This window comes from Pantoea phytobeneficialis, assembly GCF_009728735.1.
GTDB classification, from domain to species: domain Bacteria; phylum Pseudomonadota; class Gammaproteobacteria; order Enterobacterales; family Enterobacteriaceae; genus Pantoea; species Pantoea phytobeneficialis.
In genome coordinates this window covers 814243-838508 of record NZ_CP024636.1, presented here as the reverse complement: position 1 = coordinate 838508, position 24266 = coordinate 814243, and the positions used below count along the sequence as shown (strand labels likewise).

Genomic DNA, 24266 nt, shown 5'->3' with positions numbered 1-24266 from the left:
GACCGTGCAACCACGGTCATAATTCGCTATGATTTGCCGCCCATTTTCATGGCGATGTCATCACAGGAGAGCCTCAATCATGGCCCAAAATGAAATGTGGTATGAAACCCTTCATGCCGGTTTCGGACAGTATTTCACGGTGGATAAGGAACTTTACCGCGAGAAAACTGCGCACCAGGATTTAGTCATCTTTGAAAATGCGGCTTTCGGTCGCGTTATGGCGCTGGACGGCGTGGTACAAACCACCGAGCGCGATGAATTTATCTATCATGAAATGATGACCCATGTGCCGATTCTGGCGCACGGGGCGGCAAAGCGTGTGCTGATTATCGGCGGTGGCGACGGTGCCATGCTGCGCGAAGTATCACGCCATGCCAGCATTGAACAGATCACCATGGTGGAGATCGATGCCGGGGTGGTGAACTTCTGCAAACAGTATCTGCCCAACCACAGCGCGGGTGCCTATGACGATGCGCGTTTGCAGCTGGTGATTGATGATGGCGTCAATTTCGTCAACCAGACGCCGGAGAAATTCGATGTGATCATCTCTGACTGCACCGACCCGATCGGTCCGGGAGAGAGCCTGTTCACCTCAGAATTTTATGCCGGCTGCAAAAACGCCCTCAACCTGGGCGGTATTTTTGTCGCACAGAACGGCGTCTGCTTTTTACAGCAAGACGAGGCGATTAACAGCCATCGCAAACTCAGCCACTACTTTTCCGATGTCAGCTTTTACCAGGCAGCGATTCCGACCTATTACGGTGGCATCATGACCTTTGCCTGGGCTAGCGACAATCCGGCGCTACGTCAACTTGATAGCGCCACCTTGCAGTCGCGTTTTGCGGCCGCTGGCCTGCACTGCCGTTACTACAATCCGGCAATCCACACTGGCAGCTTTGCCCTGCCGCAATATCTGCTGAATGCCCTGTCAGACGTGCGCTGACCGGATATTTATAAGGGGGTGAACGAAATTGCAAAAGCTAAAACTACATGGCTTCAATAACCTGACAAAGAGCCTGAGTTTTTGTATTTACGATATTTGCTATGCAAATACTGAAGCCGAGCGTGATGGTTACATCGCCTATATTGATGAGCAATACAACGCCAACCGTCTGACGGAAATTCTGACGGAGACCTGCTCGATCATCGGTGCCAACGTGCTCAACATCGCACGCCAGGACTATGAACCACAGGGAGCAAGCGTGACCATTCTGGTCAGCGAGGAGCCGATCGATCCGAAAGACATCGATAACTCAGAACATCCCGGCCCGCTGCCCAACTCCGTCGTCGCGCACCTCGATAAAAGCCATATTTGCGTGCATACCTATCCGGAAAGCCATCCGGAAGGCGGATTATGCACCTTCCGCGCCGATATTGAAGTCTCGACCTGCGGCGTGATTTCACCGTTGAAAGCGTTGAATTACCTGATTCACCAGTTGGAATCTGACATCGTCACCATTGACTATCGCGTGCGCGGTTTTACCCGTGATGTGAATGGCGTGAAGCACTTTATCGACCATGCGATCAACTCGATTCAGAACTTTATGTCGGATGATATGAAGTCGATGTATGACATGCTGGATGTGAACGTTTATCAGGAAAATATCTTTCACACCAAAATGTTGCTGAAAGAGTTCGATCTGAAGCATTACCTGTTCAACACCAAACCGGAAGATCTCAGCCCGGAAGAACACCAGCGCATTACCGGCTTGCTGTGGAAAGAGATGCGGGAGATCTACTATGGCCGCAATATTCCGTCTGTGGGCCTGAAACCCGGAGCGTTCTGATACGGTTCACGAAAGTGATCCAGCCAATTCTTTATGGCGGGCAACAACCCGCCACCTCCTGGATGCCGCGAAAATTTATCAATAAATTCATTATTCAGATGCACTTTAATACCACCCATTAATAAACACACGCCCGTGTGGTATCAGTTATTATTTGGTATAAACAGAAATGTTCGTCTACGCTTCGTATGTACAATAGATTGACCATTATTTCACCAACATAAGGCTGATGGCAGAATAAATGATTTATAATCCGTAATAACTCTGCACGGGGTTGTGGACATGAACATTTTCACACGAAATACTCTCTGGGTATTGTTCTATCTATTTTTCACTGCCGGTCCGTTATTTGTTCTTCTGATAGGTCCACTCCCCCCCTCCAGGGATTTTTGGACAGAATTCTCTGCTGCGGCAGGCTATGCTGGCCTGGCCATTTTAGGATTGCAGGTTGGTCTTACCGCCCGCTTTCGTGCGGTGACAAGCCCGTGGGGCGAAGATACTATTTATCATTTCCATAAACAAATGTCTTTTATAGCCCTGGTCCTGATTATTGCCCATCCTGTCATCCTTTTTATTTTGCGACCAGAAAGACTGGCACTACTTAATTTCATTGAAGCACCGTGGCGGGCACGCTTTGCGGCAATATCTACCTATTCTCTTATTGCCTTAATGGTGATGGCAATGTGGCGTGTGAAACTAAAAATTAGCTACGAAGTCTGGCACTATACTCATATTATTTTGGCAGTTTTAGTTATTGGCGCGGGGCTACTTCATACGGTTGCCTGGGGGTTCTATTTAGATGCGCCCTTAAAACGTGCCTTGTGGACAGGATTAGCCATACTCTGGTGCTGCCTGCTGATTTATACACGCATCGTCCGTCCTTTCCTGATGTTGCGAAAACCCTACCAGGTCATTGCAACGCGCCATGAACGAGGAGGCAGTACCACGCTGGTGATGCAACCTGTTGGTCATGCAGGGTTTCCATTTGTCCCCGGTCAATTTGGCTGGCTGAATGTCTGGGGAAGTCCTTTCAAATTGACGTCTCATCCCTTCTCTTTTTCATCCAGCGCGGAAATGGCGAAAGAGACGATTGAAATGACCATACAAGATGCTGGCGATTACACCCGAAAGATCAGAAATGTGACGGCGGGTAAGCGTGTTTATATTGATGGTCCCTATGGCGCATTCACTGTGGGTAATCCGGCGGATATGCATGTGTTAATTGCCGGGGGGATTGGTATTACCCCGATGATGAGTATCATCCGAACTTTTGCCGATCTCGGTGATAAACGTCCGATAATACTAATCTATGGTAATAAAAATTGGGATGGCATTACTTTTAGAGAAGAACTGGAAGCCTTGTCAGACAGAATTAATCTACAGGTCATACATGTTCTTGAACAACCCCCGAAAGACTGGACGGGAGAAACGGGTATCATTAGCAGTGAACTGATACAACGTTATATTCCAGCGCCATATGAACAACATGAATACTTTATCTGTGGCCCAAACAGAATGATGGATGAGATTGAAAAAACGCTGGCAGCTTTACAGGTTCCGTTAGCGAAATATCACTCAGAACGCTATCACTTTGTATAAAGAGGCGAAAATGCGTAAATTATTTGCCGATCTTCTGGTTTTTATCACGGCAGTGATAATACTGGCATTGATAATATTCTTTGCATACAGCAGAGTCTATTTTTGATCCGGTTCCTGAAATAATAACCACTCATCGCCGGTAGAATTAACATCATGCCAAACTGAATTCAGAAAAGAGTACGTGGAATGGCATCATCGTGCTCAAGAGCGAGTCGGCGCATTTGCGCCTGAACTCTTGAGCCACGACAGGGTGAGGATATCGATTTATTCTGTCAGTTGCAGCGCAATTCCACGTTCCCGCAGATTGCGACACACTTCGTCATCCAGGCGCGCATCGGTCACGATATCGGTCAGACTCTCAATGGGTGCGGCACAGAACAGTGACCATGAACCGTATTTGCTGCTGTCGGCCAGCAGAATCCGGCGACGCGCATTCGCCAGCAAATCCATCTTCAGCCCGGCCTTCTCTTCGGTTGGCGTAGTTATGCCGCGTTCGATACTCCACGAGTTACAGCTGACAAAGGCAACATCCGGGTTGATGCTACGCAGCAGGCGGCGACCATGTTCACCGATGCATGACTGGCTGGAATCATCGATCCGCCCGCCAATGATGGTGACTTCAATCTGTTTGAATTCAGACAAAAACAGCGCGATGTGCAGGTCGGCAGTGATCACCCGCAGCGGTAAATGGGTCAGTTGACGCGCCAGCTCCAGCATGGTGGTGCCAGCATCCAGTACCACCGCATCTCCGGACTGTACAAAACCGGCAGCAAAATGAGCGATCGCCTGTTTTTCCGCCAGGTTACGCTGCATCTTTTCCAGAGTGGTTGGCTGGGCGGGGATAAAGCGATTAAGGGTAACGCCGCCGTGACTACGGCTAATCACGCCTTCTTTATCCAGCTTGATCAGATCGCGGCGAATAGTGGCCGGTGAGGCAGAAATAGCGCTCACCAGCTGTTCAACAGTAACCAGATTATGGCTTTTCAGATAGTCCATAATCTGGTCGAGGCGACTTTGTCCCTTCATATTTCCCTATGCAAGTTGCATCGCGAGTTTGATGGAGATCGCCATGCTCGCAGAGTTCGCCTTACCTGTCCAGGCGATATCAAAGGCGGTGCCGTGGTCCGCAGAAGTACGGATAAACGGCAAACCGGCTGTAATATTGACGCCATCATAAAAACCAAGCAATTTCAGCGGGATATGCCCCTGATCGTGGTACATCGCCACCACCATATCATACTGGCCTTGCTGGCATTGCAGGAACACCGTATCCGGTGGGCACGGGCCATAAACATCGATGCCTTTTTCCTTCATCGCTTTGATGGCCGGTGCCACGGTAGTGATCTCTTCATCACCAAACAAACCATTCTCACCGGCATGCGGGTTAACCCCGGCAACCGCAATACGCGGTTTGTCGAATCCGACACGGCGCAGGAAAGTATCTGCCATGCCGATCACCGTCTCAATACGCGGACGATTGAGGGTGTCGAGGAATTTACGCAGCGCGATATGCGTCGTGACGTGAATCACCTTCAGATGATCGGTGTACAGTACCATCGCGTAATCTTTGGTGTTGGTCAGTTGCGCCAGCAGTTCGGTGTGGCCGGGATAGATATGACCCGCCGAATGCAGGGCTTCTTTGTTCAGCGGCGCAGTCGCAATCGCCTGCACTTCCCCAGCCAGAGCCAGTTCGGTGGCACGTTTCACGCAGCGCCATGCCAGATCGCCCGCTTCTTTCTGCACCACACCGGGTTGCAGCGCTTCCGGGTTCGCCAGCGGCTCGTCAATCACGTTGATGATACCCGGCGCAAAATGCGCGTCTTTTACCTGGTCCAGCACGCGCAGCTCAGCCTGCGGCGTAATGTTCAATCCCATCACCCGACGCAGCGTTGCGGCACAGCCCACCACCACCGCCGGAACACCGGCCAGCTCGCCTTCCGCCAGCGCTTTAATGATGATCTCCGGGCTGATGCCCGCCGGATCGCCCATGGTCACCGCAATAATTTTATTCACTCGACATCTCCTCAATAAAACGAATGGCTTCTACCAGGGTGTTTTCGTCGCCAAAGCCACCCGCTTTGGTCATCACCGGCAGGTGTAAATCACTATTAAGCAGAACCCCGTGCGGCACACAGCCCGCCACCAGACCCTGAATTTGAAAACCGCTGGCCCCCAACGCCTGTGCCACGGCAATCGCCACATCCCCACCGGAGAGATACAGCCCGGCAGGCTGGACGTTGCGGCACACTGCTTCGGTCAGTTGGGCCAAAAACTGGCAGATACGCTCGCCCAGTTGCTGGCGGGAAACCTGTTGCTGCTGGCACAGCCTGTCAATCTCATGACGCTGTGCGGCATGTTGGGTGGTGCGCACCACGCAGTGTTCACCCATGCGCAATGCCTGCTCCATCGCCTGCTGCCAGTTGCTGGCCTGCGGCCATGCTGGCTGGGCAAACAACTGACGGATATCAATATCGATAATGCGAATCGCCCGCTGGCTATTGAGACGATCAATCTGCTGTTGGGCAATGGCGCTCATCGAACCCACCACCGCCAGCACCGGCCGCGCCTCTCGGCCTGCCAGATACTCACCCAGCGCGTCACCCAGACCAGATGCCCCGGCCAACAGCGGACGCGTTGACAGCACAGCTGCCGCCTGCATCAAAACGCGTAAATCGGCGTCCTGCTCAATATCAATCACCACCAGCCCCTGCTTCCCTGCCAGCACCTGCGCCAGCTTGCCGCTGCGTAGCGTGTCGATATTGATCACTTCACCTGGCAAATCGCTCTGCATCTGCAAGCGCATCAGCACATTGCTGCTGGTAACGGGCGTTTTCGGGTCGCTGGCAAATTCGGTGTCAGTCAGGCGCTGCTGATTGATCCACACCTCGCCCCCTCGCGTGGTGCGCCCCAGCTTTGGTACCGCAGGCACGACCAGTGCCAGCGCTTTGCCACTGGCCGCCATCGCTGCGGCAATTTCCGCACCGGGGTTGCCACGTAACGTGGAATCCATCTTCTTAAACAACCAGCCATCCCGCGCAATCGCCTGATGCTGCTGTACCGCGCGTTCAGTGCGTTGCGCGGCCTCGGTGGCACTTACTGCCCGGCTGTCGGTGCTAATCACCAGTACATCGGCGGCATTGGCATCATGCGGCGTATCGCTATTAAACAGCACATGCACGCGCGCCCCTGCCCGGGCCAGACCGCTTCCGGCATCGTTAGCGCCGGTAAAATCATCGGCAATCACCAGAACCGGCGTTTTCCAAGGTTGTGAACGCATCCTCTCTCCTGTAACGGGCAGCTTGCCGTGTTGATATTGATTATATTCAATCATGATTGATTATATGTGAGCAAGATCAAATTAATTGAAATCAATATGCCCTATAAATTCAGGCACAGTTAGTGACAGATATCGCAGACTGATGAGCAAAACCAATCAATCAGCGCGATAACATCGGGAAAAGGGTACGAAATGAATATCAACAGCACCGTGATTAGCGGCTATCAGGCACTCAATGACCTCAGCTACCTGCTGAAAGGTCGGCAGAAAGCGCTGCTGGTCACTGATAAGAATATAGAGGGCATCCCGGCAGTCCAGACGTTGATTGCCCAACTGAAGCAGCACATTGCCAGCCTCAGTGTGGTCAACAGCGTGCCGCCAGAACCCAGCCAGCATGATGTGGCGGCGATTGTTGCTGCCCTGCCGACGACCGATGTCGATCTGGTGATTGGTGTAGGCGGCGGTAGCGTACTGGACGTTGCCAAACTGCTCTCTATTCTGTGCGTGAAAGGCGCGCCTACCCTTGAGGCCCTGCTGGCCGGGGAAAAACCGCTAACCCGCACCACTTCGCTGCTGATCCCGACCACAGCAGGCACCGGTTCAGAAGCCACGCCGAACGCCATCCTGGCGATCCCGGAGAAAGAAACCAAAGTCGGCATTATTACCCCGGTGATGCTGCCGGACTATGTCGCGCTGGTGCCGGAGCTGACCACCAGCATGCCGCCACACATCGCCTCTTCTACCGGCATTGATGCACTGTGCCACCTGATTGAGTGCTTCACCGCCACGGTCGCCAACCCGGTGAGTGATAACTACGCGATGATTGGCATGAAAAAGCTGTTTGCCAGCCTGGAAACCGCCGTTGCCGAGCCGGGTAATCTTGAAGCGCGTCTGAATATGCTGTGGGCGTCATATTACGGCGGCGCATCGATTGCCCACGCCGGTACGCATCTGGTGCACGCGATGTCTTATCCGCTGGGCGGCAAATATCACATTCCGCACGGCGTGGCGAACGCCATCCTGTTGGCACCCTGTATGCGTTTCGTACGCCCGGCAGCAGTGAGTAAATTTGCTCAGGCTTATGACCTGCTGCCTGATGCCGACCAGACTCTGGATGAAGAAGCGAAATCGCACGCGCTGGTTGAGTACTTCGCCGCGCTGGTACAGCGCCTGAAACTGCCTGCCAGCCTGGAAGAGCTGGGTATCGGCCCGGATCACCTGCCCTATCTGGTGGAAGCCGCGCTCGACGTGCAACGCCTGATGAAGAATGTACCGATGAAAGTGAGCGCCGATGACGTGCGAAACGTCTACCTGACGCTGTTTCCGGCATTGAATCACTAAGGACTATCGAGGAAATCATGAGCAACAAAATTCAGGGCGTACTGACCGCCATTGTCACCACCTTCGACCGCGACGGTGCCTTTAACCCTGCCACACAACGTGAGCAGGTGAAGCGTCAACTGAGCGCCGGTAACGGTATTTTCTGCGGCGGCACCAACGGTGAATTCTTCGTGCTGAATGAGCAGGAGAAACTGGCGGTCACTGAAACCTGCGTGGATGAAGTGAACGGCAGCGCGCCCGTAGTGGCACATATTGGCGAGATCTCCACCCGTGAAACCATCCGTCTCGGTAAGCAGATTGAGAAACTGGGTGTTGATGCGGTATCGGTGATCACCCCGTACTTCGTGCCGTTGAAGCAGAATGAGTTGATTTACCACTATCAGACGGTGGCGGATGCGCTGAACGTGCCGCTGTTCCTCTACAACATCCCGGCGCGTACCGGCAATACCTTGCAACCGGAAACCGTGCGCACGCTGGCGTCACATCCCAACATCATCGGTATCAAGGACAGCGCGGGCAGCTACGAAAGCCTGAGCGGTTTCCTGCAAGCCGCCAAAGGTATCGATAATTTTGACGTGCTGAATGGCCCGGACTCGCTGATTCATCAGGGTTTTGTTGATGGCTGCTCAGCCTGCATCTCCGGCCTTGCCAACGTGGCACCGAAAGAGATCAACGCCATCTGGGCACGCTTCCACGCCGGCGATATCGAAGGTTCGCGCCTGGCACAGGAAAACGTCACCGGCTTACGCACCGACCTGTACAGCGTCGGCTTCTCACCGGCAGCGGTGAAAAAGGCGGTTTCTCTGCTCGGTTATAACGTCGGTGACAGCCGCTATGCGGTGCGTTTCACTGCCGAAGAAGAGCAGAAGATCCGTCAGATCGTGAACCAGTATTTGCAGTAATGGCCGTCAGGGCAGCGTGTGCTGCCCTTGCCTGTTCCACTTTTTACACCGGGAAGCGTTATGAAAGTCATCTGTACCTCACCATCATTCGCTAAATATGACGCAACGCCAATCACCACGTTGCAACAGCAGGGTTTTGAACTGATCACCCTGCCCGCCGATGCCCCGCTCAGCGCGCTGGAGCCGCATCTGCCCGACACCGTGGCGATGATTGTCGCCTTTACCGACGTCAATGAAGAACTATTGAGCAAAGCGCCACAGCTGAAGATTGTCTGTAAGCACGGCGTTGGCGTCGACAACATCAATCTGGAAGCCACCCGCGCACGCGGTATTTACGTGACCAACGTGCCGGATGCCAACAAGCATGCCGTGGCTGACTTCGCTTTTGCTTTGATCCTCAACAGCGCCCGTCAGGTCACCCAAGCGGCGGTGGAAACCCGTGCCGGCAACTGGCCGCGTATTTTTGCCACCGACGTTTACGGCAAAACGCTTGGCATCGTTGGGCTGGGCAACATTGGTAAGCAGGTCGCACTGCGCGCCAAAGGCTTCAACATGCGCGTGATCGCCTTCGATTTCTACCCGGATGAGAAATTCGCTGCGGAACATGGCATCGAATTCGTCAGCATGGATCAACTGACCGAAGCGAGTGACTTCATCACCCTGCATACCCCGCTGACCAATGAAACGCGCAACCTGTTTGATGCAGCTCGTATCAAACGGATGAAGAAAAGCGCGTTCCTGATCAATGTATCGCGCGGTGGCGTGGTGAATGAACAGGATCTGTTCCAGGCGTTGCAGGACAACGTGATCGCCGGAGCGGCTGCGGATGTCTTTGAGCAGGAACCTCTGGCCGGACATCCGCTGTTCACCCTGAGCAACTTTATTCCGACCTCACATATTGCGGGCTACACCGACGGGGCAATCAGCGCCATTGGCGAACGTTGCGTGACGCAAATTGTGCAGTGCATTAAACAGGGCGAACGCCCGGTTAACGTGATGAACGGGCTGGCCTGAGGGCCGCCCCCCTGAATCGAGTGATTATTATGAATACACCCTCACGCTCGACCCGTATTCGCTGGTGGATAGCTGGCCTGATGTGGCTGGCTGTCGCCATTAACTATATTGACCGTACTGTACTCTCTGCTGCTGCCCCGCATCTGATCAAAGAACTGGAAATCAATCCAGAGATGATGGGCGTAATCATGGCCGCGTTTTTCTGGTCGTACGCACTACTGCAAATTCCGGCTGGCTGGTTTGCTGACCGTTTCGGTCAGAAAAAAGGGCTGGGGATTGCCGTTGGCTGGTGGTCAATCGCCACTATGGCAATGGGCCTGGCAACGGGCTTTAAATCGCTACTGGCGCTGCGTCTGGCGCTGGGTGTCGGTGAAGCGGCGGCCTACCCGAGCAACGCCGGGATCGCAGCCCGCTGGTTCCCGGACCGCGAACGCGCCACCGTCTCTGGCTTGTTTGACAGCGCCTCCAAATTTGGTGGTGCTATCGCCATGCCGCTGATTGTATGGATGATCGCCATGTTTGACTGGCGCATCACCTTCCTCGCCATCGGTGCGGTCGGTCTGTTCTGGGTAATTGCCTGGTACTTTATCTATGCCGAGAACCCGGAAGATCATAAGTCGATCAGCCGCGATGAAGTGCACCTGATCCGTGATGGCCAGGCTAACAAGCACGGTGATAAAAGCGTGCTGCCGATGAAGTGGTACAAGCTGCTGCGCTATCGCAATATCTGGGCAATGTGCATTGGCTTCTTCACCATCAACTACACCTCCTATTTCTTTATCACCTGGCTGCCGACCTACCTGGTGAAAGATAAAGGCATGGACTTCCTGAAAATGGGGATGGTGGCAGCACTGCCGTTGATTTGCGGCATGGTGATTGAAGTGCTGGCTGGTTGGGCATCCGACCGGATGGTGCACAACAAAGTCCTGTCGCTGACCGCGACGCGTAAACTGTTCCTGACCATTGGCCTGGTGATGGCGCTGTGCATCGGTTTTGCACCCTTCACTGACTCGGTATTTATGACAGTGCTGCTGCTGTGCATCGCCAAATCGGGTACGACCGTAGCGGCTTCCCAGGTGTGGGCGTTGCCGGGTGACGTGGCACCGAAAAACAGCGTGTCAATTGTCGCCGGATTGCAGAATACCGTTTCCAATATGGGCGGGGCGGTTGGCCCGATCATTACCGGCGCTATCGTGGGTGCCACCGGCCATTTCACCTGGGCGCTGGTGTTCTCTGCCGTACTGGTGGTGATTGGCATCCTTAATTACCTGTTCCTGATGGGCAAAGTAGAACCTATCGTGGATGAGGAACAGGTTCATCATTCACAAACCCTGACCAGCGGCGCGTAAGCGCCCTGACCCGCCGCATCGTCCTGATGCGGCGTTCCCTACAACTCACTATAAAAAACAATTGGAGGCGATGATGTCGCTGAATTCCAATGGAGCATCTGCTGCTGTTTCGGCAAGAAAAGGGAAATTTCGTTTCATCATTCTGACGGTGCTGTCTGTCGGCATCGCCATCAACTACATCGACCGCGCCGCAATGAGCGTCGCCATCCCGTTTATGAGCCAGGAGTTACACTTCTCGCCCACCGACAGCGGGTTGCTGCTCTCCGCCTTCTTCTGGAGTTATGTCCTGTTCCAGTTACCAGGCGGTTGGCTGGTGGATAAACTCGGCCCACGCATCACTTTCGCCCTCAGTAGCCTCGGCTGGGGACTGGCTACCGCGGCCTGCGGCCTCGCCAGCAGCATCGCTGCGCTGGTGGGTTTCCGTTTTGTCCTCGGTGCGGTCGAAGCCCCCAGCTATCCCGCCAGTTCCTCGACCGTGACACGCTGGTTCCCGCGCCAGGAACGCAGCTTCGCCGCCGCCACCTTTAACAACGGCAGCAAAATTGGCGGCACCCTGGCGATTCCAATCATCTCGTTTTTGATTGCGCTGGTTGGCTGGCGTATGACCTTTGTCATCTCCGGCCTGGTGGCGGTGGTCTGGGCGCTGGCATGGTATCTGTGGTATCGCGATCCGCGCGAACACAAGGCCGTCTCCGCAGAAGAAGTGGCGTTTATTGAGGCCAATCAGGACCCGCAAAACGGCGAACCGATGAGCGTACGTCAGTTGCTGGCGCAGCGCACCGTGCAGGCGATGATGGCGGGTTTCTTCTGCATCAACTTCGTTTCCTATTTCTTCTTCACCTGGTTCCCAACCTATCTGGTGGAAACCTTCCATCTTTCGCTGATGAAGTTCGGCCTGCTGGGGATGCTGCCGGGTATCGCTGCGATTGTCGGTGGCTGGTGTGGCGGTTTGCTGTCGGATTCGTTGGTGCGCCGAGGTTATTCACTCAGCGTGGCGCGCAAAATCCCGCTGGTCGGTGGGATGCTTGGCAGCGCGACTATCGGCCTGGCGGCCTTTTCCCCGACGGTAGGTCTGGCGCTGTCTGCGCTGTGCTTCGCTAACTTTGCCGCAACCTTTGCTTCGGCGGCTTTGTGGGCGCTGCCGTCAGACGTGGCACCCAACCGCGCCAATGTCGCCACCATTGGGGGTATCCAGAATATGGCGGCCAACCTTGCTGGCATCATTTCGCCGATTCTGATCGGTGTGATCATGCAGTTCACCCATTCGTTTGTGATTCCGCTGGAAATCGCTGGCGTCATCGGTGTGGTCGGCGCGCTGGTGTATGCCTTCTGGCTGCCGCGCGTGCAGCCGATGGGTGTGGCCGAGAACGCTGCGCCGGATGGCGCGTTGAGGAGAGAAGTATGAATAGCCGTTGGAAACAACGCCCGCCCCACTCCACCTGGGGTGATTTTGGCCCCGATGACCAGTTAGGTCGCCTCAATCTACTCACGCCACAAAAAGTGCGGGAAGGTGTGGCGGAAGTGCAGACCGGAGAAACCTTTTGCCTGAGTTTGCCGCTCGATTTACCGGGCGGCACGGCGATGAACCCACGTCGTCCACCGCCGCAGCTCAACGCCACACGGCGCGGCGAGCACGCCAATATGACCTATCCGCTGTCGCGTGATAATCCACAGTTGAGTGATGTGATTTGCGACGACACCGTGACGCTGGCGCTGCAATATTCCACCCAGTGGGACAGCCTTGCACACATGGGACAATGGTTTGACGTGAACGCGAACGGCGAGCCAGAAATGGTGTTCTACAACGGCTATAAAGCGAATGTCGATATCGTCGGCGAAACCGACTACCGCGCCGGGTGTGGCTGCCACCACGGTAGCCATCTGGGAGCCAAAGCGCTGGGCATCGAAAATATGGCGCAGCGCGGTATTCAGGGACGGGCGGTGATGATCGATATCAAGCGCCACTTTGGCACCGAGCGTTTTGCCTTTGGCTATACCCATCTGCAACAGATTTTGCAGGCTGACGGTATTGAAGTGCGCCCTGGCGATCTGGTGTGTTTCCGTACCGGCATGGATGAAGCGATTCTTGCCATGCAAGGCGAGCCAGATATGACTTTCCTTAACAGCCACTTTGCCGGGCTGGACGGCAGCGATGCGCAATTGCGGCAGTGGATTGTAGAAAGCGGTGTTGTGGCGCTGATTGCCGACAATCCGGCGGTGGAGATGCTACCGGCACGACCGTTGAACGATGATTTTTATCCGTCGCACCCACTGCATGATCTCTGCTTGTTCCGGCTGGGGGTATATCTCGGCGAGCTGTGGCTATTGAGTCCGCTGGCAGACTGGCTGGCGCATCATCAGCGGCACGCATTTCTGCTGACGGCCCCGCCGCTGCGGCTACCTGGCGCAGTGGGATCGCCAGCTACGCCGGTTGCGACGGTTTAATCCATACGCGAAGCGGTGCAATATATCGCACCGCTCCTGCCGTTATTATGGGGATTCTCCCAAGGTTGATGTCAAACGGGGATAAAAACACTTGATAGCTGCGCTGAAAAAAGAAGGTAGTTTGTGACCGTAATCATAAATTTAAACCCCCCAGCATAAGATAAGAATATCCCCCTTAACATTAGCTCGATATAATTACTTGAATGAGAAATCTCTGGCGAGGATAAAGAAATATCTTCATCCCCTCAACCTCACCTTATACACCCTGATAAAAACAGAACTTATTCGATTTATTTAATCTTTTTTACACGAACAACATTTAAGCTTAAGCATTATCGGTTACCCTAAAATGGATTTGTACCCCAGATGTTTTTAGTTATGCATTATGGAAGAAAAAAATAAACAGGAGTTAGTTAAATGAAGAAATCAAAAATTGCTTTAGCGTTAACCGGCATGTTGCTGATGCCATCTGCCTTTGCGATCACCGCTTTTATTGAAAACCCGGACCATGTAAGGATTCAGATAGCCGATGGAGAATCCAACGGACAGGAAAGCACTTATTACTATAAATCAAAACCGTCAGAGAACCCATCAAAGCTGATTATTGATAACGGAAACATTTATAATGGCACCGTACTAAATGTTGGTTATGATGGTAAAACCGAATGTAACTACGCAATCATTTCCGGCATCAATAAAGGTTTTAAAATGCAAAGCTCTGGTGAGGGTTGCACCAACTCCTTTAGTAATTATAAGCCGATGAACTCCCCAGTGGTTACCATCATCAATAACTCATCGGAAGTTATTCATGGATTATTTACGATTAATGATGGTGTGATATCCACCTCGAAACTACCGGATATGACACCAAACCAGGCTGAACTCTATTCAGGTGATAGTGGTATCTGGAAAGAGCACAACGTTAAGTTTGGTGATAAAGTAAAAATGTCAGCATTTGTTAAATCTCTTAGTTATGAGGTTTCCTGCCCGACAATAGAAAATCTCACAGAAAATAAGGTATTCATCATTGAAGGAGATGGCTGGAAAACCTCCTGTAGACTCGAATCATTTACAAAAGGAATCGTATCGAAAGATAACCAAAGCAAGCTTGAAGCTAATGTAGCAGCAGAAAGAGGTTTCATAGTGAAGTATAAAGTACCGGAAGATGCATCAACCGACAGTTATTACGTCGTGGTACTGGATAAGGCACGGACCAAATATGCATCTTACGTGAAAGTTAAACCGGGTACTGAAGGTGATATTTCAGCTAAGGTTATTCAGTCTTGGTTCCCGAATGGTGGTGATTTCATTATTGGCCTTGCCAAAGAAGCGTCGGCACCAAATTCAGTAGCGTTAATCGGTGATACGATAGAAGTATCAACTTATGCACTAATGGATTAATTCTATCAATTCATAATCTCAGCAATATACGTAACAGCGTGATTTATCGCGCTGTTACGGTTATTGCCCAAAGAAGCGCGATAAATCGCGCCGCTACGAGTCACTTCCCGGCCAGAAACTGCCGATACGCGGTAATCACCGCCAGAAAATCCTCAACACCGCAGAACGCCAGGCTCTCTTCATCGTAGTAGGTCATGCCTTCTTCCAGGCCATCATCCTCTAACGCCAGCTGGTTAGCGCGAATCATCACCTCTTCTTCATCGAGCCACAGCGTATATTCATGCCCGACACGTTGCCACTGATGATGGGTGCCTTTCACCTGCTGCACGGCAGCTTCGACTTCATCCAGCAGGGTAAGATTCTCATCCACCTCTTCGTTGAACCAGTGCCCCACCGCTTCGTGGTCCATCGACATACGCACTTTGACCTTACCGGTCAGATCGCGCAAAAATTCATATTCCATGAGTTTTACCTCTTACTGATAGCGCGCCACGAGGCACTCCCTGAGAGCATTTTGTGCGCAACACGCTGAATAAAGTGGGATCGTGCTCGCATTATGCCAGGCCGCGCCAGAGGAAAAAAGCACACAAAAAAAGGGGGCGATTCTCATCGCCCCCTGATAACACCTTTTCCCAATTACAACGCGGTCTGGAAGATCACGTTGTCGGCTTTATCGGTGTACTGGTGCAGCTGATCAAAGTTGAGGTAGCGGTAAGTATCTGCCGCCGTTTTATCAACCTGAGTCATAAACTGTTGATACTCATCCGGCGTCGGCAGTTTACCCAGGAGCGAAGCGACTGCCGCCAACTCCGCAGAGGCCAGATAAACGTTCGCGCCCGTACCGAGACGGTTCGGGAAGTTACGGGTCGAGGTGGAAACCACCGTCGCACCGTCAGCCACACGCGCCTGGTTACCCATGCACAGCGAGCAACCTGGGATCTCGATACGCGCTCCGCTCTTACCGAACACGCTGTAGTAGCCCTCTTCGGTGAGCTGTGCCGCATCCATCTTGGTTGGCGGAGCCACCCACAGACGGGTCGGCAGCTGACCTTTGTGGCTATCCAGCAGCTTGCCCGCCGCACGGAAGTGGCCAATGTTGGTCATGCAAGAACCGATAAACACTTCATCGATCTTCTCGCCCTGCACGTCAGACAGCAGACGCGCATCATCCGGATCGTTCGGTGCACACAGAATTGGCTCTTTGATTTCCGCCAGATCGATGTCGATCACCGCCGCGTATTCCGCATCCGCATCGCCTTCCAGCAGTTGCGGATCGGCCAGCCATTTTTCCATGCCTTCGACGCGGCGCTCCAGCGTACGACGATCGCCGTAGCCTTCGGAGATCATCCACTTCAGCAGCACGATGTTCGAGTTGAGGTACTCGATAATCGGCTCTTTATCCAGCTTGATGGTACAACCAGCAGCAGAACGTTCAGCGGAGGCATCGGTCAGTTCAAACGCCTGCTCCACTTTCAGTTTTGGCAGACCTTCGATTTCCAGCACGCGGCCAGAGAAGATGTTTTTCTTGCCTTTCTTCTCAACGGTCAACAGACCCTGCTTGATGGCATACAGCGGGATAGCGTGCACCAGATCGCGCAGCGTGATACCCGGCTGCATTTCGCCTTTGAAACGCACCAGTACCGATTCAGGCATATCCAGCGGCATCACACCGGTTGCCGCAGCAAACGCCACCAGACCAGAACCGGCCGGGAACGAAATACCAATCGGGAAACGGGTATGCGAGTCACCACCGGTGCCCACGGTATCCGGCAGCAGCATACGGTTCAGCCAGCTGTGAATAACGCCGTCACCCGGACGCAGAGAAACGCCGCCGCGGTTCATGATGAAGTCCGGCAGGGTGTGGTGCGTGGTCACGTCTACCGGTTTCGGGTAAGCGGCAGTGTGACAGAAGGATTGCATCACCAGGTCAGCAGAGAAGCCGAGACACGCCAGGTCTTTCAGTTCATCACGGGTCATCGGACCGGTGGTGTCCTGAGAACCTACTGAAGTCATCTTCGGCTCGCAGTACGCGCCAGGACGGATACCTTCAACACCACAGGCACGGCCAACCATTTTCTGCGCCAGTGAGAAACCACGGGTGCTGGCAGCAACGTCTTTGGCTTGCAGGAACACATCGCTGTGCGGCAGACCCAGAGATTCACGGGCTTTGGCTGTCAGGCCACGACCGATAATCAGCGGAATACGGCCACCCGCGCGAACTTCATCCAGCAGGACTTCGGTTTTCAGCTCGAATTTTGCCAGCAGTTCGTCGGTGTCGTGATTACGCACTTCACCTTTATACGGGTAGACATCAATCACATCGCCCATATTCAGACGATCAACGTCCACTTCGATCGGCAGCGCGCCGGCATCTTCCATAGTGTTGAAGAAGATCGGCGCAATTTTGCCGCCAAGGCACAAACCGCCACCCTTCTTGTTCGGCACATACGGAATGTCTTCACCCATAAACCACAGCACCGAGTTGGTGGCTGACTTACGGGAAGAACCGGTTCCGACCACGTCGCCAACGTAGGTCAGCGGGAAACCTTTTTTCTGTAATGCTTCGATTTGTTTGATCGGACCAATGTTACCGGCATCATCGGGTTCGATGCCTTCACGGGCGTTCTTCAGCATCGCCAGTGCGTGCAGTGGAATATCCGGGCGAGACCATGCATCCGGTGCCGGAGAGAGGTCATCGGTGTTGGTTTCGCCGGTCACTTTGAACACGGTGGTGGTGATTTTTTCTGCCAGTTTAGGACGCTTCAGGAACCATTCTGCATCGGCCCAGGACTGGATGATTTTTTTCGCGTGTGGGTTACCCGCTTTGGCTTTCTCTTCGACATCGTAGAAGTTATCGAACATCAGCAGCGTGTGAGACAGGGCTTCTGCGGCAATCGTTGCCAGTGCTTCATCATCAAGCGATTCAATCAGCGCATGGATGTTGTAGCCACCTTGCATGGTGCCCAGCAGTTCGACTGCTTTTTCAGGAGTAACCAGAGGAGAGTGGGCTTCGCCCTTCGCGACAGCTGCCAGGAAACCGGCTTTTACATACGCCGCTTCATCAACACCCGGTGGGACACGATTGACCAACAGGTCAGTAAGGAATTCTTCTTCACCCGCTGGCGGGTTTTTCAGCAGTTCAACCAGCGCGGCCATTTGGGAAGCATCTAACGGCTTAGGTACGATTCCCTGGGCAGCACGCTCGGCAACGTGCTTACGGTATTCTTCTAGCACGACGTTCTCCTCGCTCTCATTGTATAGCTTTCCGGTGCACCCTTTAACGCAGTCCAACAGTAGGGTGAGGTGCCCGGTTCCGCGTCGGCCAGCATAGCAGCATTTCGGCTGATTGTTAATCTGTTTACAAAAAAGCAACATCCTTTCGTTAAGCAGCAGATTTCGCTGCACAGAGGACACATCACAAAAAAAGCAGGCAAACGTATTGCTCCGTAGCGGCGCGATTTATCACGCAATAACAGCAGCGATGCCGGGAAAACTCGCGCGGTAAATCGCGCCGCTACGAATGGTGCCTTAGCAGGCAGCAAGTGCCTGTTAAGTTGAGCATTTTTCAGGGCACCTTAACGATCAACCAGCACAAATTCTGTGGCGTTATAACGCTCACCCTGGATATGTTGCGGATCGAACAGCGTATCCAGGGTGCTGATATCGGCGCTGCGCAATGGCAGCGTGGCGGCGGCACAGTTTTGTTCCAGATGCACGATTTTGCTGGCGCCAGGAATCGGGACAATAAACTCCCCTTTTGCCAGCACCCAAGCCAGCGCCAGCTGTGCAGGCGCGGCATCATAACCTGTAGCCATCTCTGTCAACTGATTCACTAACTTCTGGTTATGCGCCTGAGCATCCTGCTGGAAGCGTGGCAGGTTACGCCGGAAATCATCCTCTGCCAGCGCTTCCCCCGCTGGGAATTGTCCTGTCAGGAACCCCCGACCTAATGGGCTGTAAGGCACAAAGCCTATATTCAGCTCGCGGCAGGTGGCGAGGATTTCTTGCTCCGGGTCACGCGTCCATAAGGAGTATTCACTTTGCAACGCCGAGATAGGGTGTACCGCATTGGCGCGCCGCAAGGTGGCGGAGGAGACTTCCGACAAGCCGAGGTATTTGACTTTACCTTCACGCACCAGATCGGCCATCACGCCCACCACGTCTTCAATCGGTACCGCGGGATCAAGACGATGTTGATAGAGAAGATCGATGCTCTCTACACCGAGACGTTGCAGCGAGCCTTCTACCGCACGGCGAATATGCGCCGGGTCGCTGTTCACGCCAGTAACGCGCTCCCAGCCTTCCCCCTGTTCGTTGATACGGAAACCAAATTTGGTGGCAATTTTAATGTCTTTGCGCCCTTGCAACGCTTTTGCCAGCAAGGTTTCATTGGTAAAAGGGCCATAAACCTCGGCGGTATCAAGAAAATTGACACCCAGTTCAAAGGCGCGAGCCAGGGTATTCAACGCTTGCTTCTCATCATTCTGGCCATAGGCAAATGACATGCCCATGCAGCCCAATCCCAATGCTGAAACCTGTAATCCCTGATTGCCTAATTGACGCTGTTGCATTGTTTCATCCTCGTTGCTGTCAGTGTTATTGTTATAACCCTCAACAATTGCAGCAACAATTGAGGCATTCTTGCCGATTTAGTGAGTAAAACTCAGTAATGAACCCTTATCGCGCCACGCTACAGGAACTGGAGATGTTTGCCGCTATCGCGCAGCATCTGAGCTTTCGCAAAGCCGCCAGTGAACGCAATATCACCCCCTCGGCGCTCAGCCATGCGATGCGTAATTTTGAAGAGCGCCTCGGAGTACGATTGTTGAATCGCACTACGCGCAAAGTGGCCCTGACCGAAGCCGGAGATCGTTTTCTCCAGCGTATTCAACCCGCATTGCAGGACCTGGCGCAGGCGGTTGATGAACTAAACGACTGGCGCAGCGACCCGCGCGGTAGCCTGCGTATCAGCATGCCACGTTCAGCAGAAGCGCTGTTTTTCCAGTCCCTGATCCTGCCGTTTATGCAGCGCTATCCAGACATCACTCTGGAGATCGACAGCAACGATACGCTGCTGGATATTGTGGCCGCCGGTTTCGATGCCGGCGTGCGCTATGGTGCGGTGCTGGCACAGGATATGGTGGCGGTCCCCTTCGGCATCCCAATGCGCGCATTGGCCGTTGCCACCCCCGAATTCATTGCACGCTATGGCGTGCCGGGCACCCCCGCTGAACTGCTGAATTTTTCCTGTATCGAACGCCGCTTTCCCAGTGGGCGTCGTTACCGTTGGGAGTTCTGGCAGGACGGACAAAAACAGGAAGTGGCGGTAAACGGTTCGTTAGTACTCGACAATAATGAACGTATTTTGCAAGCGGCACTGGCGGGAGCAGGTATTGCCTTTCTACATCAGGGGACGGTGATGGAGGCGATCCAGCGTGGTGATCTGGTGGAAATTTTATCTGATTTTACTCAGGTGGAAGAAGGGTTCTGGCTTTATTATCCAAGTCGTAAATATCTGTCTACGCCATTGCGTTATTTCATTGACTGGCTTAAGGAAAATCGGTAACGGATTATCAAAAAAGTCGCGCCGTTACGAAATATGCCAAAAAAAACGGCTCACTCAGGGAGCCGCTTTTTTATTTTTCAGCGCTTATTTCTTTTTCGCTTTCGCGTTCGGCAGGTCGGTGATGCTACCTTCGAACACTTCCGCTGCCAGGCCCACAGACTCGTGCAGCGTCGGGTGCGCATGGATGGTCAGCGCGATATCTTCGGCATCACAACCCATCTCAATCGCCAGACCGATTTCACCCAGCAGCTCGCCGCCGTTGGTGCCGACAATGGCGCCACCAATCACACGGTGCGTTTCTTTGTCGAAAATCAGTTTGGTCATACCGTCAGCACAGTCAGAGGCGATAGCTCGGCCTGAAGCAGCCCACGGGAAGGTGGAAACTTCGTAGCTGATGCCTTTCTCTTTCGCTTCTTTCTCGGTCAGACCTACCCATGCCACTTCTGGCTCGGTGTAAGCAATTGACGGAATCACTTTCGGGTCGAAGTAATGCTTCATACCGGCGATAACTTCAGCCGCAACGTGACCTTCGTGCACGCCTTTGTGCGCCAGCATCGGCTGACCAACGATGTCACCAATCGCATAGATGTGTGGCACGTTGGTGCGCATTTGTTTGTCGACGCGGATAAAACCACGATCGTCCACTTCTACGCCCGCTTTACCGGCATCCAGACCTTTACCATTCGGCACACGGCCAATCGCCACCAGCACGGCATCGTAACGCTGTGCTTCAGACGGCGCTTTTTTGCCTTCCATGGAAACGTAAATGCCATCTTCTTTCGCGACAACGGCGGTGACTTTAGTTTCCAGCATCAGGTTGAATTTCTTGCTGATGCGTTTGGTGAACACTTTCACCACGTCTTTATCGGCCGCCGGGATAACCTGGTCAAACATCTCAACCACGTCGATCTCTGAACCCAGCGCATGGTAAACGGTACCCATCTCCAGACCGATGATACCGCCACCCATAACCAGCAGACGCTTCGGTACTTCTTTCAGTTCCAGCGCATCTGTTGAATCCCACACGCGCGGATCTTCGTGCGGAATGAACGGCAGTTCAATCGGACGAGAACCGGCAGCGATGATAGCGTTGTCGAAGTTAATGGTGGTCGCCCCACCTTCACCTTCAACCACCAGGGTGTTAGCACCGGTGAATTTACCCAGACCGTTCACCACTTTGACTTTACGGCCTTTGGCCATACCCGCCAGGCCACCGGTCAGTTGTGTGATGACTTTCTCTTTCCAGGTACGAATTTTGTTGATGTCAGTTGAAGGCTGGCCAAACACGATACCGTGTTCTTCCAGTGCTTTCGCTTCTTCAATGACTTTCGCTACGTGCAGCAGCGCTTTTGACGGGATACAGCCAACGTTCAGACAGACACCACCGAGGGTGCTGTAGCGCTCTACCAGTACGGTTTCCAGACCTAAATCAGCGCAACGGAAGGCTGCAGAGTAACCTGCAGGACCTGCCCCAAGTACCACGACTTGAGTTTTAATCTCTGTACTCATCATGACCTCTTATTAGATTTCCGGCGGTCAGACGCGAACCTGTCCCAGGCTCTGGATGCCCTTATTCCACCGGCACATTTCACCGCAAGAGTTTACAGAATTGTTAATAAACTGCCAACCGCGGTGACTCTGAATGCGTACAACAAGGCCGGCATTCGCCGGCCTTGATTAACTTCACATCACCAGACGGCGAATGTCTGACAACATGTTGTTGATGATGGTGATAAAGCGCGCACCATCAGCACCGTCAATCACGCGGTGGTCGAAGGAAAGAGAGATTGGCATCATCAGACGCGGAGCAAACTCTTTACCATTCCATACCGGCTCCATCGCCGATTTGGAGACACCGAGGATAGCCACTTCCGGCGCGTTCACGATTGGCGCAAAGTGCGTGGTGCCCAGGCCACCCAGGCTGGAGATGGTGAAACATCCACCCTGCATATCGCCCGCAGTCAGCTTACCGTCACGCGCTTTTTTCGAGATCGCCATCAGTTCACGGGACAGCTCGGTGATGCCTTTTTTGTTCACATCTTTGAACACCGGAACCACCAGACCGTTTGGCGTATCCACGGCCACACCGATGTTGATGTATTTCTTCAGCGTCAGTTTCTGACCATCTTCGGACAGTGAGCTGTTGAAACGCGGCATCTGCTCCAGCGCAGCGGCAACGGCTTTCATGATAAACACCACCGGGGTGAATTTCACATCCAGTTTACGTTTCTCTGCTTCGCTGTTCTGCTGCTTACGGAACGCTTCCAGATCGGTGATATCGGTTTTGTCGAAGTGAGTCACATGCGGGATCATGACCCAGTTACGGCTCAGGTTAGCACCGGAGATTTTCTGGATACGACCCAGCTCGACTTCTTCGATTTCACCAAACTTGCTGAAGTCCACTTTCGGCCACGGCAACATGCCAGGCAGACCGCCGCCACTCGCCGCCGCAGCCGGAGCTGCTTCAGCGCGTTTCACCGCGTCTTTCACATACGCCTGAACGTCTTCTTTCAGGATGCGACCTTTACGGCCAGTACCTTTGACTTTCGCCAGGTTGACACCGAACTCGCGCGCCAGGCGACGAATCACCGGGGTAGCATGCACGTAAGCGTCGTTCTCAGCAAAATCACTCTTCGCCTCCGCTTTGGCGGCAGCGGGTGCCGGAGCGGCCTGAGCAGCAGGTGCCGGAGCAGCTTCCTGTTTCGCCGGTGCAGCAGCAGCAGGCGCAGCGCCTTCGACTTCAAACACCATGATCAGCGAACCCGTTTTCACTTTGTCACCGGTGGAAACTTTCAGCTCTTTCACGGTGCCCGCGAACGGCGCCGGGACTTCCATTGAGGCTTTATCGCCTTCAACCACAATCAGTGACTGCTCAGCGGTAACTTTGTCGCCCACTTTGACCAGCACTTCAGTGACTTCAACTTCATCACCACCGATATCCGGTACGTTGACATCTTTCGCGCCAGCAGCAGCGGCCGGTGCCGGGGCCGCAGCAGGTTGTGCCGCCGCCGCAGGGGCTGCCGGAGCAGCAGCGCCTTGCGCTTCGAATACCATGATAAGTGAACCGGTGTTCACTTTATCGCCGGTAGCAATTTTGATCTCTTTCACTACGCCCGCGAACGGTGCCGGGACTTCCATTGAGGCTTTGTCGCCTTCAACGGTGATCAGGGACTGCTCAGCCGCAACGGTGTCGCCCACTTTAACCAGAATCTCGGTGACTTCGACTTCATCACCACCGATATCCGGCACGTTGACGTCTTTGCTGACAGCAGCGGCAGCCGCAGGTGCCGGCGCGGCATCTGCTTTCTTCTCTTCTGCCGCCGGTGCAGCAGCCGCTGCGCCTTCTGCGTCAAAGATCATGATCAGTTTGCCGGTTTCGACTTTGTCGCCGGTGGCAATTTTGATCTCTTTGACTACGCCAGCCTGCGGTGATGGCACTTCCATCGAGGCTTTGTCGCCTTCCACGGTGATCAGTGACTGTTCGGCTTCAACCTTGTCACCTACCTTGACCAGGATCTCGGTGACTTCAACTTCATCTGCCCCGATATCCGGCACTTTAATTTCGATAGCCATTACTCTCTTACC

19 protein-coding genes are annotated in these 24266 nt (G+C 53.6%); 11 read left to right on the top strand and 8 right to left on the bottom strand.

The window, feature by feature from the left end:
• Positions 1-79 precede the first annotated feature (79 nt).
• The 3 genes from speE to CTZ24_RS03680 all read left to right on the top strand — a co-directional run bounded on the left by speE (position 80) and on the right by CTZ24_RS03680 (position 3386).
• Positions 80-943: a polyamine aminopropyltransferase gene (gene speE / locus CTZ24_RS03690; protein ID WP_208724807.1), complete on the top strand. Its 864-nt coding sequence runs from the start codon at positions 80-82 to the stop codon at positions 941-943.
• 28 nt (positions 944-971) lie between these two features.
• Positions 972-1787 (top strand): adenosylmethionine decarboxylase, encoded by an 816-nt coding sequence (gene speD / locus CTZ24_RS03685; protein WP_021184698.1) that lies wholly within the window; start codon positions 972-974, stop codon positions 1785-1787.
• A gap of 282 nt (positions 1788-2069) precedes the next feature.
• Entirely contained in the window at positions 2070-3386 is a 1317-nt protein-coding gene (locus CTZ24_RS03680) for a ferredoxin reductase family protein (protein ID WP_208724806.1), read from the top strand.
• 264 nt (positions 3387-3650) lie between these two features.
• On the opposite strand, the gene CTZ24_RS03675 is transcribed toward CTZ24_RS03680, so the two are convergent.
• From CTZ24_RS03675 to dtnK, 3 genes are read right to left on the bottom strand one after another with little or no spacing between them, the layout of a single operon-like run.
• Complete coding sequence (locus CTZ24_RS03675) at positions 3651-4412, bottom strand: DeoR/GlpR family DNA-binding transcription regulator (RefSeq protein WP_021184700.1); 762 nt, start codon at positions 4410-4412, stop codon at positions 3651-3653.
• Positions 4413-4418: 6 nt separating this feature from the next.
• The gene (locus CTZ24_RS03670) at positions 4419-5399 is read right to left on the bottom strand and encodes a D-threonate 4-phosphate dehydrogenase (protein WP_021184701.1); all 981 of its coding nucleotides are present in this window, start codon (positions 5397-5399) and stop codon (positions 4419-4421) included.
• Positions 5392-6663, bottom strand: a complete 1272-nt coding sequence (dtnK, locus tag CTZ24_RS03665; RefSeq protein WP_208724805.1) for a D-threonate kinase — start codon at positions 6661-6663, stop codon at positions 5392-5394. The genes CTZ24_RS03670 and dtnK overlap by 8 nt, the downstream gene beginning before the upstream one ends.
• 192 nt (positions 6664-6855) lie before the next feature.
• Between dtnK and CTZ24_RS03660 the strand changes: the two genes are divergently transcribed.
• From CTZ24_RS03660 to CTZ24_RS03630, 7 genes are all read left to right on the top strand, one after another.
• Positions 6856-8004, top strand: a complete 1149-nt coding sequence (locus tag CTZ24_RS03660; RefSeq protein ID WP_021184703.1) for an iron-containing alcohol dehydrogenase — start codon at positions 6856-6858, stop codon at positions 8002-8004.
• Positions 8005-8021: 17 nt separating this feature from the next.
• Entirely contained in the window at positions 8022-8906 is an 885-nt protein-coding gene (locus CTZ24_RS03655; protein WP_208724804.1) for a dihydrodipicolinate synthase family protein, read from the top strand.
• Between the two features lie 60 nt (positions 8907-8966).
• A complete protein-coding gene (locus CTZ24_RS03650; RefSeq protein WP_208724803.1) occupies positions 8967-9920 on the top strand; it encodes a phosphoglycerate dehydrogenase in 954 nt (317 codons plus the stop codon).
• A gap of 29 nt (positions 9921-9949) precedes the next feature.
• Positions 9950-11269 (top strand): MFS transporter, encoded by a 1320-nt coding sequence (locus CTZ24_RS03645; protein ID WP_021184706.1) that lies wholly within the window; start codon positions 9950-9952, stop codon positions 11267-11269.
• A 73-nt stretch (positions 11270-11342) separates the two neighbouring features.
• Positions 11343-12674, top strand: a complete 1332-nt coding sequence (locus tag CTZ24_RS03640; RefSeq protein WP_208725489.1) for an MFS transporter — start codon at positions 11343-11345, stop codon at positions 12672-12674.
• Positions 12671-13714, top strand: a complete 1044-nt coding sequence (locus CTZ24_RS03635; RefSeq protein WP_208724802.1) for a cyclase family protein — start codon at positions 12671-12673, stop codon at positions 13712-13714. Before CTZ24_RS03640 ends, CTZ24_RS03635 begins: the two co-directional genes overlap by 4 nt.
• A gap of 417 nt (positions 13715-14131) precedes the next feature.
• Positions 14132-15115, top strand: a complete 984-nt coding sequence (locus CTZ24_RS03630; protein ID WP_208724801.1) for a hypothetical protein — start codon at positions 14132-14134, stop codon at positions 15113-15115.
• A 100-nt stretch (positions 15116-15215) separates the two neighbouring features.
• Here the strand turns inward: CTZ24_RS03630 and yacL are convergent, their stop codons facing one another.
• The 3 genes from yacL to CTZ24_RS03615 form a co-directional block, all read right to left on the bottom strand.
• Positions 15216-15578, bottom strand: coding sequence for a protein YacL (gene yacL / locus CTZ24_RS03625; RefSeq protein ID WP_021184709.1), 363 nt, complete (start codon positions 15576-15578; stop codon positions 15216-15218).
• A 173-nt stretch (positions 15579-15751) separates the two neighbouring features.
• Complete coding sequence (acnB, locus tag CTZ24_RS03620; protein ID WP_208724800.1) at positions 15752-18349, bottom strand: bifunctional aconitate hydratase 2/2-methylisocitrate dehydratase; 2598 nt, start codon at positions 18347-18349, stop codon at positions 15752-15754.
• Between the two features lie 341 nt (positions 18350-18690).
• A complete protein-coding gene (locus CTZ24_RS03615; protein ID WP_208724799.1) occupies positions 18691-19686 on the bottom strand; it encodes an aldo/keto reductase in 996 nt (331 codons plus the stop codon).
• Between the two features lie 98 nt (positions 19687-19784).
• Here CTZ24_RS03615 and CTZ24_RS03610 point away from each other — a divergent pair, with 98 nt between their 5' ends.
• Positions 19785-20681, top strand: a complete 897-nt coding sequence (locus tag CTZ24_RS03610) for a LysR family transcriptional regulator (protein ID WP_208724798.1) — start codon at positions 19785-19787, stop codon at positions 20679-20681.
• 84 nt (positions 20682-20765) lie between these two features.
• Here the strand turns inward: CTZ24_RS03610 and lpdA are convergent, their stop codons facing one another.
• Positions 20766-22190 carry a dihydrolipoyl dehydrogenase gene (gene lpdA, locus CTZ24_RS03605; RefSeq protein ID WP_036626678.1) on the bottom strand — a complete coding sequence of 475 codons (1425 nt, stop codon included), beginning with the start codon at positions 22188-22190 and terminating at the stop codon, positions 20766-20768.
• Between the two features lie 174 nt (positions 22191-22364).
• Positions 22365-24254, bottom strand: a complete 1890-nt coding sequence (aceF, locus tag CTZ24_RS03600; RefSeq protein ID WP_208724797.1) for a pyruvate dehydrogenase complex dihydrolipoyllysine-residue acetyltransferase — start codon at positions 24252-24254, stop codon at positions 22365-22367.
• Positions 24255-24266: the final 12 nt, after the last annotated feature.

Bases quoted from the DNA above. Each gene is read 5' to 3' on its own strand.
- speE (WP_208724807.1), top strand. From the start codon at position 80: ATGGCCCAAAATGAAATGTGGTATGAAACCCTTCATGCCGGTTTCGGA.
- CTZ24_RS03680 (WP_208724806.1), top strand. From the start codon at position 2,070: ATGAACATTTTCACACGAAATACTCTCTGGGTATTGTTCTATCTATTT.
- CTZ24_RS03675 (WP_021184700.1), bottom strand. From the start codon at position 4,412: ATGAAGGGACAAAGTCGCCTCGACCAGATTATGGACTATCTGAAAAGC.
- dtnK (WP_208724805.1), bottom strand. From the start codon at position 6,663: ATGCGTTCACAACCTTGGAAAACGCCGGTTCTGGTGATTGCCGATGAT.
- CTZ24_RS03660 (WP_021184703.1), top strand. From the start codon at position 6,856: ATGAATATCAACAGCACCGTGATTAGCGGCTATCAGGCACTCAATGAC.
- CTZ24_RS03655 (WP_208724804.1), top strand. From the start codon at position 8,022: ATGAGCAACAAAATTCAGGGCGTACTGACCGCCATTGTCACCACCTTC.
- CTZ24_RS03650 (WP_208724803.1), top strand. From the start codon at position 8,967: ATGAAAGTCATCTGTACCTCACCATCATTCGCTAAATATGACGCAACG.
- CTZ24_RS03645 (WP_021184706.1), top strand. From the start codon at position 9,950: ATGAATACACCCTCACGCTCGACCCGTATTCGCTGGTGGATAGCTGGC.
- CTZ24_RS03640 (WP_208725489.1), top strand. From the start codon at position 11,343: ATGTCGCTGAATTCCAATGGAGCATCTGCTGCTGTTTCGGCAAGAAAA.
- CTZ24_RS03635 (WP_208724802.1), top strand. From the start codon at position 12,671: ATGAATAGCCGTTGGAAACAACGCCCGCCCCACTCCACCTGGGGTGAT.
- CTZ24_RS03630 (WP_208724801.1), top strand. From the start codon at position 14,132: ATGAAGAAATCAAAAATTGCTTTAGCGTTAACCGGCATGTTGCTGATG.
- yacL (WP_021184709.1), bottom strand. From the start codon at position 15,578: ATGGAATATGAATTTTTGCGCGATCTGACCGGTAAGGTCAAAGTGCGT.
- CTZ24_RS03615 (WP_208724799.1), bottom strand. From the start codon at position 19,686: ATGCAACAGCGTCAATTAGGCAATCAGGGATTACAGGTTTCAGCATTG.
- CTZ24_RS03610 (WP_208724798.1), top strand. From the start codon at position 19,785: ATGAACCCTTATCGCGCCACGCTACAGGAACTGGAGATGTTTGCCGCT.
- lpdA (WP_036626678.1), bottom strand. From the start codon at position 22,190: ATGAGTACAGAGATTAAAACTCAAGTCGTGGTACTTGGGGCAGGTCCT.
- aceF (WP_208724797.1), bottom strand. From the start codon at position 24,254: ATGGCTATCGAAATTAAAGTGCCGGATATCGGGGCAGATGAAGTTGAA.